The 12,323-nt window shown below is 50.5% G+C and carries 15 protein-coding genes and 2 pseudogenes; 8 read left to right on the top strand and 9 right to left on the bottom strand.

Annotated features, from left to right (window positions below; translation table 11 throughout):
- The first annotated feature begins 6 nt into the window (after positions 1-6).
- Positions 7-372, top strand: coding sequence for a hydrogenase maturation nickel metallochaperone HypA (hypA, locus tag HX884_RS22710; RefSeq protein ID WP_025999322.1), 366 nt, complete (start codon positions 7-9; stop codon positions 370-372).
- 3 nt (positions 373-375) lie between these two features.
- Here hypA and ampR read toward each other — a convergent pair whose 3' ends face one another.
- A complete protein-coding gene (gene ampR / locus HX884_RS22705; protein WP_004193231.1) occupies positions 376-1,251 on the bottom strand; it encodes a LysR family transcriptional regulator AmpR in 876 nt (291 codons plus the stop codon).
- Between the two features lie 110 nt (positions 1,252-1,361).
- Between ampR and HX884_RS22700 the strand changes: the two genes are divergently transcribed.
- The 3 genes and pseudogenes from HX884_RS22700 to HX884_RS27345 all read left to right on the top strand — a co-directional run.
- Positions 1,362-2,501, top strand: a complete 1,140-nt coding sequence (locus HX884_RS22700) for an extended-spectrum class C beta-lactamase DHA-1 (protein WP_004236386.1) — start codon at positions 1,362-1,364, stop codon at positions 2,499-2,501.
- 194 nt (positions 2,502-2,695) lie between these two features.
- A complete protein-coding gene (locus HX884_RS22695) occupies positions 2,696-3,517 on the top strand; it encodes a hypothetical protein (protein ID WP_013214003.1) in 822 nt (273 codons plus the stop codon).
- Positions 3,475-3,663 (top strand): annotated as a pseudogene (locus HX884_RS27345) (LacI family transcriptional regulator); the annotation flags it as partial. The gene HX884_RS22695 and the pseudogene HX884_RS27345, both read left to right, overlap by 43 nt.
- A gap of 188 nt (positions 3,664-3,851) precedes the next feature.
- Here HX884_RS27345 and pspD read toward each other — a convergent pair.
- The 4 genes from pspD to pspA are packed head-to-tail and all read right to left on the bottom strand — an operon-like array spanning position 3,852 to position 5,397.
- Complete coding sequence (gene pspD / locus HX884_RS22690) at positions 3,852-4,082, bottom strand: phage shock protein PspD (RefSeq protein ID WP_004193241.1); 231 nt, start codon at positions 4,080-4,082, stop codon at positions 3,852-3,854.
- An 8-nt stretch (positions 4,083-4,090) separates the two neighbouring features.
- Complete coding sequence (gene pspC, locus HX884_RS22685) at positions 4,091-4,450, bottom strand: envelope stress response membrane protein PspC (protein WP_004193243.1); 360 nt, start codon at positions 4,448-4,450, stop codon at positions 4,091-4,093.
- Positions 4,450-4,674: an envelope stress response membrane protein PspB gene (pspB, locus tag HX884_RS22680; RefSeq protein ID WP_004193245.1), complete on the bottom strand. Its 225-nt coding sequence runs from the start codon at positions 4,672-4,674 to the stop codon at positions 4,450-4,452. The genes pspC and pspB overlap by 1 nt, the downstream gene beginning before the upstream one ends.
- A 54-nt stretch (positions 4,675-4,728) precedes the next feature.
- Positions 4,729-5,397, bottom strand: coding sequence for a phage shock protein PspA (gene pspA / locus HX884_RS22675; RefSeq protein ID WP_003020532.1), 669 nt, complete (start codon positions 5,395-5,397; stop codon positions 4,729-4,731).
- Positions 5,398-5,552: 155 nt separating this feature from the next.
- On the opposite strand from pspA, the gene pspF reads away from it, so the two are divergent.
- Positions 5,553-6,542, top strand: a complete 990-nt coding sequence (gene pspF / locus HX884_RS22670; protein ID WP_017900991.1) for a phage shock protein operon transcriptional activator — start codon at positions 5,553-5,555, stop codon at positions 6,540-6,542.
- An 82-nt stretch (positions 6,543-6,624) separates the two neighbouring features.
- Positions 6,625-7,269, top strand: coding sequence for a quinolone resistance pentapeptide repeat protein QnrB4 (locus HX884_RS22665; RefSeq protein WP_017900990.1), 645 nt, complete (start codon positions 6,625-6,627; stop codon positions 7,267-7,269).
- 95 nt (positions 7,270-7,364) lie between these two features.
- Here HX884_RS22665 and HX884_RS22660 read toward each other — a convergent pair whose 3' ends face one another.
- The 4 genes from HX884_RS22660 to HX884_RS22645 form a co-directional block, all read right to left on the bottom strand.
- Positions 7,365-8,273 carry an SDR family oxidoreductase gene (locus tag HX884_RS22660; RefSeq protein ID WP_004193260.1) on the bottom strand — a complete coding sequence of 303 codons (909 nt, stop codon included), beginning with the start codon at positions 8,271-8,273 and terminating at the stop codon, positions 7,365-7,367.
- 176 nt (positions 8,274-8,449) lie between these two features.
- On the bottom strand, positions 8,450-8,965 hold the full coding sequence (locus HX884_RS22655) for a 2-oxo-tetronate isomerase (RefSeq protein WP_017900989.1): 516 nt from the start codon (positions 8,963-8,965) through the stop codon (positions 8,450-8,452).
- Between the two features lie 10 nt (positions 8,966-8,975).
- Entirely contained in the window at positions 8,976-9,422 is a 447-nt protein-coding gene (locus HX884_RS22650) for a DUF421 domain-containing protein (RefSeq protein ID WP_004193264.1), read from the bottom strand.
- A gap of 9 nt (positions 9,423-9,431) precedes the next feature.
- Entirely contained in the window at positions 9,432-9,935 is a 504-nt protein-coding gene (locus tag HX884_RS22645) for a hypothetical protein (RefSeq protein ID WP_004193267.1), read from the bottom strand.
- A 131-nt stretch (positions 9,936-10,066) separates the two neighbouring features.
- Between HX884_RS22645 and HX884_RS22640 the strand changes: the two genes are divergently transcribed.
- Both HX884_RS22640 and sapA read left to right on the top strand, forming a co-directional pair.
- On the top strand, positions 10,067-10,459 hold the full coding sequence (locus HX884_RS22640; RefSeq protein ID WP_178328825.1) for a YdeI family stress tolerance OB fold protein: 393 nt from the start codon (positions 10,067-10,069) through the stop codon (positions 10,457-10,459).
- A 300-nt stretch (positions 10,460-10,759) separates the two neighbouring features.
- A pseudogene (sapA, locus tag HX884_RS22635) lies at positions 10,760-12,265 on the top strand (ABC transporter substrate-binding protein SapA); the annotation flags it as partial.
- Positions 12,266-12,323 lie beyond the last annotated feature (58 nt).

Genomic DNA, 12,323 nt, shown 5'->3' with positions numbered 1-12,323 from the left:
GATGCCATAACCGATTATGACAACGGCGGAAGGGGCAAGCTTAGTAAAGCCCTCGGTGCGGCGGACATTATCCGCGAACAGGCTGAACAGCACGGCATTGCGCGGGTAACGGATGTCTGGCTGGAAGTCGGCGCACTGGCGGATGTTGAGGAGAGTGCACTGCATTTCTGTTTTGATATCGCCTGCCGTGATACCGTGGCGCAGGGCTGCACACTGCATATTGATGTTATCCCGGCACAGGCATGGTGCTGGGATTGCAGCCGTGAGGCCGAAATCATGCAGCACGCCGGATGCTGTCCGCACTGCGGCAGTGAACGGCTGCGCATCAGTGAAGGTGATGATTTGCGGGTAAAAAGCCTGGAAGGTGAGTGAGTTTTACGCCGCCGCCGTATTCAGCAGCCAGCGGGCGAATTGCTGCATGGCCGGGGTTTCCGTACGGGACTGTAACCGCGTCAGCCAGTAGCCGCCGAGGGTGATTTCTGCGGCAAACGGCTGTACCAGTGCGCCTGACTGTAACAGGCGGCTGAACATACATACCGGTGCGATCGCTACCCCGGCACCCAGTTGTGCCGCCTCGGCCATGGCCAGTGAGGTATCGAACACCATTACCGGCTGTGACGGGGAAGGCGGTGTGCCGCCCGCACAATCCAGCCAGCGGCTCCATTCATCCCGGCGGAATGAGCGCAGCAGGGTAAAGCGGTGAACATCATCCGGCTGCTGTAACTGTTCTGCAATGGCCGGTGAGCACAGCGGAGCGTGTGGTGCACTGAAAATCAGTTCCGCATCTGACTCATGCCACGCGCCGTTACCGAAACGGATCGTATAATCATGCCCTTCCGCCGCCGGGTCCACATGATTGTTATGGGTGGAGATATGCAGATCAATATGCGGATGGCTGTCATAGAATCCGGCCAGACGCGGCAGCAGCCAGCCTGCGGCAAATGTTCCCACCGCACCGACTTTCACCCGCTCACGGAACTGCCCGTGAGAAAAACACTCCAGAGTATCCGCAATCCGGTCAAACGCCTCATTGAGCACCGGCAGTAATCCCTCACCTTCATGGGTCAGCACCAGCCCGCGCGAGACGCGGGTAAACAGCACACAGCCGAGTTGTTCTTCCAGCGCCCTGACCTGCTGGCTGACGGCGGCATGGGTGACATTCAGCTCAATCGCCGCGCGGGTAAAACTGAGATGACGGGCGGCGGCCTCAAAGGCGCGCAGCGGGTTAAGGGGGAGATAACGTCTGACCATAATCCACCTGTAAGTTTTTCTTTAGGCTCTTGTTATAAATAACCGTTTGTTCTGTCCGGTGAATCTGACGATACTTGCCGCCGTTACTCACACACGGAAGGTTAATTCTGATGAAAAAATCGTTATCTGCAACACTGATTTCCGCTCTGCTGGCGTTTTCCGCCCCGGGGTTTTCTGCCGCTGATAATGTCGCGGCGGTGGTGGACAGCACCATTAAACCGCTGATGGCACAGCAGGATATTCCCGGGATGGCGGTTGCCGTCTCCGTAAAGGGTAAGCCCTATTATTTCAATTATGGTTTTGCCGATATTCAGGCAAAACAGCCGGTCACTGAAAATACACTATTTGAGCTCGGATCTGTAAGTAAAACTTTCACAGGTGTGCTGGGTGCGGTTTCTGTGGCGAAAAAAGAGATGGCGCTGAATGATCCGGCGGCAAAATACCAGCCGGAGCTGGCTCTGCCGCAGTGGAAGGGGATCACATTGCTGGATCTGGCTACCTATACCGCAGGCGGACTGCCGTTACAGGTGCCGGATGCGGTAAAAAGCCGTGCGGATCTGCTGAATTTCTATCAGCAGTGGCAGCCGTCCCGGAAACCGGGCGATATGCGTCTGTATGCAAACAGCAGTATCGGCCTGTTTGGTGCTCTGACCGCAAACGCGGCGGGGATGCCGTATGAGCAGTTGCTGACTGCACGGATCCTGGCACCGCTGGGGTTATCTCACACCTTTATTACTGTGCCGGAAAGTGCGCAAAGCCAGTATGCGTACGGTTATAAAAACAAAAAACCGGTCCGCGTGTCGCCGGGACAGCTTGATGCGGAATCTTACGGCGTGAAATCCGCCTCAAAAGATATGCTGCGCTGGGCGGAAATGAATATGGAGCCGTCACGGGCCGGTAATGCGGATCTGGAAATGGCAATGTATCTCGCCCAGACCCGCTACTATAAAACCGCCGCGATTAACCAGGGGCTGGGCTGGGAAATGTATGACTGGCCGCAGCAGAAAGATATGATCATTAACGGTGTGACCAACGAGGTCGCATTGCAGCCGCATCCGGTAACAGACAACCAGGTTCAGCCGTATAACCGTGCTTCCTGGGTGCATAAAACGGGCGCAACAACTGGTTTCGGCGCCTATGTCGCCTTTATTCCGGAAAAACAGGTGGCGATTGTGATTCTGGCGAATAAAAACTACCCGAATACCGAAAGAGTCAAAGCTGCACAGGCTATTTTGAGTGCACTGGAATAATTTTTTTCCTGAACAGGCCCCTGCGGATACGCCGGGGCCGTAATTTAAGATTATTCCTTATGCAATAATTTGCTTTATGGGCTGTTTTATGGAGGATGAGAGTATCGGGCACTGACAGCTTCCGGCTGAACCGGATTTCACTGTGTGCTGCGGCAAACTGATGTCAGTCTCAACACACAGAGGAAAATGTTGTCATGGACGTTCTGCGTTTTATCCTCCGCTTACCTTTTATTTTGCTGCGTCTGGCGGCTCGCAGTCTTGTTTATCTCTTTACTCTGCTGGGTTTTCTGCTGCGCCCGTTCACCGGACGGATCCGCTGGGCGGTGCCGGGCTGGGTGACCTTTGCCGGTAATCAGCTTGCCCGGCTGGAGCGGGGGGGCAACCGCTATCCGAAAACCATATCTGCCTTATTATTACTGACTGCTGCGGTGGCAGCGGGCAGTTATTACACCTGGCACTGGTATCAGAACAAACCGAAGCCGGTGGATGTTGCGCCGCTGGTGGTGCAGGATATTTCCGCGTCTGTGCAGCGCCCTTCGGCGGTTAATTATAACCGTGATGATAATTCAGCGCAGATTGTGGTGGTGACATTCTCCCGCTCTGCCGCACCGGTAACGCTGATCGGTAAACCGGTCACCGCCGGTATTACCCTGACCCCCGCAATGGAAGGTGAGTGGCAGTGGCGTAATGACCGTAAGCTGGTATTCACGGCGAAAAAAACCTTCCCGATGGGGAAAACCTACACCGTCGATATGGATGCCAAAACACTGCTGGCTCCGCAGGTGGCGTTAACAGAGAAACAAAAAACCTTTACCACCCCTGAGTTTTATTATCGCGGCGGCCGGGCGGAGTTCTATCAGGATCCGCAAGATCCGATGAAAAAACACGCCATTATCGGCCTGACCTTCAATGCCCCCGCTGATGTCAAAAATCTGGAATCGCGTCTGTCTATGACCCGTGACGGCAAGCCGGTGCCGTATACCGTCACTGTAATGAACTGTTGTCATTTATGCTGACGCCCGTGCCGGGAGGCATTGATGTCCCAACCCAGCAGCTCGGCGAACAAAGCTGTAATTTATTATTTAGCCTGATTGCCGGTGAGAAAGGTTTACAAAATATCACCGTGGGTACACAAATATCGTTAGCCGACTCACTGGTATAAAAACTGGGGCATAACAATGCCCCAGTGCATTTTAGAATGCGTAATTCACACCGATACCTGCATAATGGAGTCTGTCGCTTTCACCTTCATTTCTATTGGTAGCGATCCCATGACACAAGAGACTACTCTGCCGCAAATTAACTGGGGGAATGTTGACTAAATGTTGCTTGCTTTTGTTGTTTCGGATATCAGGGTTGATTACCTGAATAGCGTTTCGACAATTTTGTCGCTGCCCGGCTCAACAAAGGTTCCAATACTAACGCCAGCAACATTTTTAGCGGACGTCGGGCCACGGACTTCACCGCCCACCCTGCTACCCCAGCCGGGCCATAGCGCAGCGCAGTCAGTAGCACCAGCTTACCTGCTATTTTAATGCCCGGCTTAACCCTTTGCCCGGCACGTTGCCAGCGATTATTCATTTCTAACCTCACAATTGGCGGAAGCGGCTGCGTAATGTAAAAGTATCAGACGTTACATAACGCTCCATCTCACGCAAACGCTTTTCACTTGCAGCCAGTTCACGATCGACAGCATCCAATAGCTCACCGCTTGATGGCTGCTGTTCTCCGGAAACCACGTTGTCTGGCATCGGATCCAACACAAACGTCAGTACGATGTAGGCGACAAAGGTGAAAAAGGCCAGACCAAAAAAGATGGACAGCACCACCAGGATCCGCACCAGTTTCACAGGAACATCGAGATAATGCGCAATACCCGCGCAAACCCCTTTCACCATGCCCTGCTGCGGTATACGCCACAGTTTTTTATTCAGATTAACGCCCCCCATTAGCGGTCCCTCCAGTTTGGATGTTCAGCATCAAGGATGTCTTCCAGCGCTTGAATGCGCTCACGCATCCGCTGTGCGTCCTGGTTAAGTTCTACCAGACGCTGTTGTTCACTTTGCGCCAGCTCGCCGCGACTGGAACGATTGCTGTAATGCAGCCAGAGCCAAATCGGTAAGACGAACAGCACAAAGATGGTTAACGGGATGGCCAGAAATAGCGCGCTCATGAGTACTCCTTACAGGTGATGAGCGGCGGCGCGTTCGGGCACCGCCAGATATTATTATTGCTTGTCTTGCTGCATTTTGGCTTTCAATTGCGCCAACTGCTCGCTGATTTCATCATCTGCTTTCAGGTCAGCAAATTGCTGATCCAAAGACTTCTGCTTACCGAAGTTATGGCTTTCAGCTTCAGCTTCCATTTGATCGATACGACGCTCAAAAGATTCAAAGCGAGCCATCGCTTCATCCAGTTTGCCGCTGTCCAGTTGACGACGAACATCACGGGAAGAACTCGCCGCCTGATGGCGCAACATCAATGCCTGCTGACGAGCACGGGTTTCACTGAGTTTGTTTTCCAGTTCACCGATCTCTTTTTTCATACGCGCCAGCGTATCGTCAACCAGCGTCACCTCATGCTCCAGGGAGGCAATCAGGTCAGTCAGTTTCTGCTTTTCGATTAACGCAGAACGCGCCAAATCTTCTTTTTCTTTACGCAGCGCCAGCTCTGCTTTTTCCTGCCACTCTGCCTGTTGGGCGCTGGCCTGTTCAATACGACGCGATAACTGTTTCTTTTCTGCCAGCGCGCGTGCGGAGTTGGAGCGCACCTCAACCAGCGTGTCTTCCATTTCCTGGATCATCAACCGCACCAGCTTCTGCGGATCTTCAGCCTTTTCCAGCAACGCATTAATGTTGGCGTTCACGATGTCGGCAAAACGAGAAAAAATACCCATAATGTAATCCTCACTTACTGTTCTGATATCGGGCAATGCCCTGCTGCTGTTCTAATGCACTTCGCATGCCAACTTTTTAATTCATTGAAATATTTGAAAATAACTAATTTTACCTGTCGGGATAAATAGGGTAAATTGGTGAATAACACTAACAAATGGTGAATTTCATCATGGCAGGATACAAAGATAATCTGCTGGGCGAAGCGAACAGCTTTATTGAAGTGCTGGAGCAGGTTTCTCGTCTCGCGCCGCTGGATAAACCTGTGCTGGTCATTGGGGAACGAGGAACAGGGAAAGAGCTTATCGCCAACCGCCTGCACTACCTCTCAACCCGTTGGCAAGGCCCGTTTATTTCACTTAACTGCGCCGCGCTCAACGAAAATTTACTTGATTCCGAACTCTTTGGGCACGAAGCGGGCGCCTTTACCGGCGCGCAGAAACGTCACCCAGGTCGGTTCGAGCGCGCCGATGGCGGCACACTGTTTCTTGATGAACTGGCAACCGCCCCGATGCTGGTACAGGAAAAACTGCTGCGCGTTATTGAGTACGGAGAGCTGGAACGCGTAGGCGGTAGCCAACCTCTGCAGGTCAATGTAAGACTGGTTTGCGCAACCAACGCCGACCTGCCACGCATGGTGAGTGAAGGCACGTTCCGCGCCGACCTGCTGGATCGTCTGGCCTTTGACGTGGTGCAACTTCCCCCGTTACGCGAACGTCAAAGCGATATCATGTTAATGGCTGAACATTTTGCCATTCAGATGTGCCGTGAGATCGGGTTACCGTTGTTTCCTGGGTTCACCGATGAGGCCAAAGAAACGCTCCTCCACTACCGTTGGCCGGGCAATATTCGTGAACTGAAAAACGTCGTGGAGCGTTCGGTATACCGACACGGGACCAGCGATTACCCACTGAATGAGATTGTGATTGACCCGTTCAGGCGTCACGCCGCACCGCCGCTGGCGCAAGAAACCAGACATACATCAGTAACCCTACCGCTGGATCTGCGTGAATTCCAACAGCAGCAGGAGAAGGAATTTTTGCAAACCAGCTTACAGCAGGCGAAATTTAATCAGAAAAAAGCCGCTGAATTATTAGGTCTGACCTACCATCAACTCCGCGCATTACTGAAGAAACACCAAATTTAGCGTGCAGGGGCAGACGTTGGACGCGAGAGTTAAAACAGTTTACCATGTTGCAATCACTGTATAAAAAAACAGGTTAATCATGATGACTCTGGCGTTAGTTGGCGAAAAAATTGACAGAAACAGGTTCACCGGTGAAAAAGTTGAAAATAGCACATTTTTCAACTGTGATTTTTCGGGTGCCGACCTTAGCGGCACTGAATTTATTGGCTGCCAGTTTTATGATCGAGAAAGTCAGAAAGGATGTAATTTTAGTCGCGCTAACCTGAAAGATGCCATTTTCAAAAGTTGTGATCTCTCCATGGCTGATTTCAGGAATATCAATGCGCTGGGAATCGAAATTCGCCACTGCCGGGCACAAGGGTCAGATTTTCGCGGCGCAAGTTTTATGAATATGATCACCACCCGCACCTGGTTTTGTAGCGCCTATATCACCAATACCAACTTAAGCTACGCCAACTTTTCAAAAGTCGTACTGGAAAAGTGCGAGCTGTGGGAAAACCGCTGGATGGGTACTCAGGTGCTGGGCGCAACGTTCAGTGGATCAGACCTCTCTGGCGGCGAGTTTTCATCCTTCGACTGGCGAGCAGCAAACGTTACGCACTGTGATTTGACCAATTCGGAACTGGGCGATTTAGATATCCGCGGGGTTGATTTGCAAGGCGTCAAACTGGACAGCTACCAGGCATCGTTGCTCCTGGAACGTCTTGGTATCGCTGTCATGGGTTAATGTTCAGGGAGCGGTATATGCCGCCCCCTGCCCTTATACAATATTGTCCGGGCTGGCTTTCCCCCTCAGACGTTTCGACTTCGGGGGCATAAACGTCAGAGGGTTCCGGTCCCCCCGTCAGAACACCATACCTGACCGGATGTATAGCTGTTCTCTTCAGCCGCTAAAGTGACATACAGCGGAGCAATTTCTACCGGTTGGCCAGGGCGACCAAGCGGCGCATTTGCACCAAATTTCTCAATTTTTTCCTGTGGTTGGCCGCCGCAGCACTGCAATACCGTCCAGTACGGCCCAGGCGCGACAGCATTTACACGGATCCCTTTAGGGGCCAGTTGCTTCGCCAGCGATTTAGTAAATGCCACTATCGCCGCCTTGGTCTGAGCATAATCAAGCAGGATCTCACTCGGCTCATAAGCCTGTACCGATGAGGTGTTAATAATCACGCTGTCTCGGGAGAAATGGGGAATAGCCGCCTTGGTGATCCAAAACATGGCGTAGACATTGGTCTTGAATGTCGCATCAAATTCTTCTGTGGTGAGGTCTTCGATCGATTCACAAAATTGCTGACGGCCTGCGTTATTCACCAGGATATCCAACCCTCCCAGCGCGTCTACCGCCTGTTTTACCAGATGGTTACAAAAAGTTTCGTCACGAATATCGCCGGGAATCGCCGCAACTTTTCTCCCAGCTTTTTTTATCAACTCAACAACCTCACGAGCATCGTCCTCTTCTTCAGGTAAATAATTAATCGCGACATCGGCGCCTTCGCGGGCATAGGCAATGGCAACAGCACGCCCAATACCTGAATCACCACCGGTAATTAATACCTTGCGACCATTTAACCTGCCGCTTCCCTGATAGCTTTGTTCGCCATGATCGGGGCGCGGTTGCATTTTTCCGGCGAGCCCCGGAAAAGGTTGTTTTTGATGTGGAAAAGGCGGCTGCGGAAAACGCTCTGAATTAGTTTTATTGGTGGTCTGTTTTCCTTTATTTAGGTCAGTCATTCAATCACCTCTCGTGAGTCATCATTCATCGCAAAGACTAATAAGCGTAGAACAAAATGAATGACATGGTCTTTATAATTTACCTACCACTTAATTTTCTCCTAATATTAACCTGGCTCTCACGACGATAACTTCACATAGCATTGAAATATTTCCTAGGATAAGTCCTGGTTTATTTATTTGTTCTTCCAGGCTGACACTTCTTCAATCAATACCGCCAGGCTAAAACGTACCGCCTTTTCAATGACGTCCTGGCAATCCCCGGAAAAACACTCACGTTTTGTTATTATCTGTCCGCGGAAATTCCACGCAAACCACACGGTTCCTGCGGGAGTACCATCCTCCCCACCCTCCGGCCCTGCATATCCGCTGATGGCTATACTGATATCGGTTTCGGCTTGCTGACGTATTCCTACAGACATCTCACTGACCGTTTGCTCACTAACGGCGCTATATTTCTTCAGCGTACTGGCCCGCACGTCGAGCATTTTCTGCTTGGCGCGATCGCTAAAGGTTATAACGCCGATATCATAAAATTCTGCGGTATCCGCCTGTGCGCAAAGCGCCGCGGCCAGCTTTCCTCCTGTACAGGATTCTGCGGTGGTCAACGTTAAATCGCTATCAATGAGCGTGTTTGCAAGCCGTTTTGTCAGTTCATTGACTGTTTTTGCGTCATTGTACTCCGTATTCATTACCGCCTCGCTAATTCTCTTCAGGAATGACAGAAATATGTCCGTTGCGTTCCAGAATGGCATACTTGATTTTACTTGATTCGGTAATCCCCTGATTTTGTCGCGCAGCGACTAATATATCTTCAAGAGAGACATCCACTTTCTTCATTTTATCTAATAAAGGGATCCCGTGATCAAGCAGGATAACCGGGGAACCATCCAGCACGGATTCGGCCCCACCCACCTTTTTTTTAATGAAACCGAACAGAATATCAATAGTAACCAGAGTGACAATCGTGATCATGGCGCCGGTTATCGAAAAATCATTACCCAACAAGGCTTGTTGAGTTGCTTCACTGATAATCAGTAATAAAATCAGATCGAAGCTGGTCATTTGTAATAATGCCCGGCGACCTGCTATTTTGAAAACCACCAGCAAAATAAGGTAAATGGCGGATGCCCGGAAGACCATCTCCATACTCACCTCCTAGGGATAAATAAATTGTCTGAAGCGGATTTCAGGTTCGCCATTTAGCTGGAGAAAACTCTTTACGCTTCCTGGCTTCACGGGCGTAACCCGCAGCCAGATAGTAAAGTTCTGCATTGCTTCAGAATCATTGTAGACGAGGTAAAGATCGTTCCCCTTGCTGTACATGCTGTCTGGCTGCGGCCAAATATTTTCCATTTCATAAAATTTGTTGAAATCGCCGCCAATGCGCAACGTCTTGTTCACAGAATCATACTTTTGTGCAGAGATTTTAAATTTAAATTCCGTTTGCAAGCGCCCAAACCTTTCGTACTGTAACCCTGTTGTCTTTAAGGTGTTTTTTCTCGTCACCTCACTTAAATATCCGCCGGAAAACGCTCCCACCGAAGCAAGAAAAACAATGCAGAGCAAACAGATAAAACCAATCTTGTGAAAGCCAGATTCAAAATTCAGAAAACGCAGGCTCTCTTTTACTCCTTGAAAATGGGTTTTCTCTCTGTTCATCTCCCCGCCTCGCTTATATAACACCAAGCCGTTGTTTTATTGAAAAATTACAATTTGAGACTTATCCCACTCGCCAGATTAATAAATAGCTACCAAACTTAATAAGTCAAATCAATTTCAATGGAGGCTCTATGAAAATATCGTTCGCCCCCTTACTGTTCTGTTTTTTATTGCCATCAGCGTTTGCCGATGATAATGGCGGATTGAAAAAAGATACCGCCCCGCCACCTGCCCATGCACTGGATGAAGGCTATCGCGGCACTGAACATGCAAGAATCATGACCGTCGAACAAGCTAAAACCATGCATGACGGTGCGACCATCTCTTTACGAGGTAATCTCATTGAGGATCAGGGAGGAGATAAGTTTATCTTCCGTGACAAAACCGGCAGTATCAATACGCTAATCCCGCTTGCGGTCTTTGATGGCCGAACGATAAAACCCGATCAAATGATCAGCATTAACGGTAGCCTTGACGCTAAAATGCAACCGCCGGTGGTGCGCGTTAATAAAATCCAGAAGTAATACCTCAGCCGGGAAGAAATTCACTCTTCCCGCCTCCCACACAACAGATTCATTTTCCCCGTCAGACACCTCACATAATCTCTCTGGCAGCAAATCCAGCGTTTAAGCGAGTCAGAGGGGCCATGAAAATGCTAAGATAGCTACAAGAGTATATGCAAAGTGGATAGCGGGTATGAATTTTGACCAGTACGCGATGTCGAATTCGCGGTTATCAACCCCACTGCCCCAAAAACAAACGGTAATGGCAAATGTCATTAAGTATTAGTAAGATAGCTTCTTTATATATAACCCTTTAAAATTATGCGCCTGGTTTTATCATCTCTGATCGTGATGGCTGGATTTCTGAGTGGTCAGGCTGCAGCTGCGCCTGAGCAGGCCTCGTACGCTGATATTCGTGACAGTGGCTTTGTCTATTGCGTTAGCGGGCAGGTCAATACGTTCAATCCACAAAAAGCAAGCAGCGGTCTCATCGTAGACACATTAGCGGCCCAATTGTATGACCGACTGCTTGATGTCGATCCCTACACCTATCGCCTGGTGCCAGAACTGGCTGAAAGCTGGGAAGTATTAGATAACGGCGCAACCTACCGCTTCCATTTACGACGCGATGTTCCGTTTCAAAAGACTGCCTGGTTCACGCCCACCCGCAAACTAAATGCGGACGATGTGGTATTTACCTTCGAGCGCATCTTTGATCGCCAGCATCCGTGGCATAATGTCAATGGTAGCAGTTTTCCTTATTTTGATAGCCTGCAGTTCGCCGATAACGTCCAAAGCGTGCGTAAACTGGACAACAACACCGTTGAATTTCGCTTAAATCAACCCGACGCCTCCTTCTTGTGGCACCTTGCCACACATTATGCCTCTGTGATGTCGGCCGAATATGCCGCCAAATTAGCAAAACAGGATCGCCAGGAATTACTCGACAGACAACCCGTCGGCACAGGCCCGTACCAACTTTCAGAAAATCGTGCAGGCCAATATATTCGCCTACAACGGCATGAAAAATTCTGGCGTGGTACCCCCTTGATGCCGCAGGTCGTGGTGGATCTCGGCTCTGGCGGGACCGGACGCTTATCGAAATTACTGACCGGCGAGTGCGACGTCCTGGCATGGCCTGCCGCCAGCCAGCTCAGCATACTGCGTGATGACCCGCGGCTGCGCCTGACGCTGCGTCCGGGGATGAATATCGCCTATCTGGCGTTCAACACGGATAAACCGCCGTTGAACAACCCTGCCGTACGACATGCGCTAGCGCTGGCCATTAACAACCAACGGTTAATGCAATCTATTTACTACGGTACGGCGGAAACCGCGGCATCTATTTTGCCTCGCGCCTCGTGGGCTTATGACAACGAAGCTAAAATTACCGAGTACAACCCGGCAAAATCGCGCGAGCAGTTAAAAGCGCTGGGGCTGGAAAACCTGACGTTACAACTCTGGGTACCTACCAGCTCTCAGGCCTGGAACCCCAGTCCGCTGAAAACCGCAGAGCTGATTCAGGCTGATATGGCTCAGGTGGGTGTGAAAGTGAAGATCATCCCGGTAGAGGGCCGTTTTCAGGAGGCGCGATTAATGGATATGAACCATGATCTGACGTTGTCCGGTTGGGCAACTGACAGTAACGATCCTGACAGCTTTTTCCGACCGATGCTTAGCTGTGCCGCCATTAACTCGCAGACCAATTTTGCCCACTGGTGCAATCCCGAGTTTGACAGCATTTTGCGCAAAGCCCTCTCTTCGCAACAACTCTCCTCGCGAATTGATGCCTACGACGAAGCGCAAAATATTCTTGCGCGGGCACTGTTGCAAAGTTAGCGATGAGGCAGCCTTTTGTCTTATTCAAAGGCCTTACATTTCAAAA

Origin of the sequence: Enterobacter sp. SECR19-1250 (genome assembly GCF_013391025.1) — a bacterium.
GTDB classification, from domain to species: Bacteria; Pseudomonadota; Gammaproteobacteria; order Enterobacterales; family Enterobacteriaceae; genus Enterobacter; species Enterobacter cloacae.
This window is presented reverse-complemented; position numbering and strand designations above follow the sequence as displayed.

What these genes read in the sequence shown, in the direction of transcription:
- ampR (WP_004193231.1), bottom strand. Translation starts at nt 1,251, where the DNA reads ATGGTCAGACGTTATCTCCCCCTTAACCCGCTGCGCGCCTTTGAGGCC.
- HX884_RS22700 (WP_004236386.1), top strand. Translation starts at nt 1,362, where the DNA reads ATGAAAAAATCGTTATCTGCAACACTGATTTCCGCTCTGCTGGCGTTT.
- HX884_RS22695 (WP_013214003.1), top strand. Translation starts at nt 2,696, where the DNA reads ATGGACGTTCTGCGTTTTATCCTCCGCTTACCTTTTATTTTGCTGCGT.
- pspD (WP_004193241.1), bottom strand. Translation starts at nt 4,082, where the DNA reads ATGAATAATCGCTGGCAACGTGCCGGGCAAAGGGTTAAGCCGGGCATT.
- pspC (WP_004193243.1), bottom strand. Translation starts at nt 4,450, where the DNA reads ATGGGGGGCGTTAATCTGAATAAAAAACTGTGGCGTATACCGCAGCAG.
- pspB (WP_004193245.1), bottom strand. Translation starts at nt 4,674, where the DNA reads ATGAGCGCGCTATTTCTGGCCATCCCGTTAACCATCTTTGTGCTGTTC.
- pspA (WP_003020532.1), bottom strand. Translation starts at nt 5,397, where the DNA reads ATGGGTATTTTTTCTCGTTTTGCCGACATCGTGAACGCCAACATTAAT.
- pspF (WP_017900991.1), top strand. Translation starts at nt 5,553, where the DNA reads ATGGTGAATTTCATCATGGCAGGATACAAAGATAATCTGCTGGGCGAA.
- HX884_RS22665 (WP_017900990.1), top strand. Translation starts at nt 6,625, where the DNA reads ATGACTCTGGCGTTAGTTGGCGAAAAAATTGACAGAAACAGGTTCACC.
- HX884_RS22660 (WP_004193260.1), bottom strand. Translation starts at nt 8,273, where the DNA reads ATGACTGACCTAAATAAAGGAAAACAGACCACCAATAAAACTAATTCA.
- HX884_RS22655 (WP_017900989.1), bottom strand. Translation starts at nt 8,965, where the DNA reads ATGAATACGGAGTACAATGACGCAAAAACAGTCAATGAACTGACAAAA.
- HX884_RS22650 (WP_004193264.1), bottom strand. Translation starts at nt 9,422, where the DNA reads ATGGAGATGGTCTTCCGGGCATCCGCCATTTACCTTATTTTGCTGGTG.
- HX884_RS22645 (WP_004193267.1), bottom strand. Translation starts at nt 9,935, where the DNA reads ATGAACAGAGAGAAAACCCATTTTCAAGGAGTAAAAGAGAGCCTGCGT.
- HX884_RS22640 (WP_178328825.1), top strand. Translation starts at nt 10,067, where the DNA reads ATGAAAATATCGTTCGCCCCCTTACTGTTCTGTTTTTTATTGCCATCA.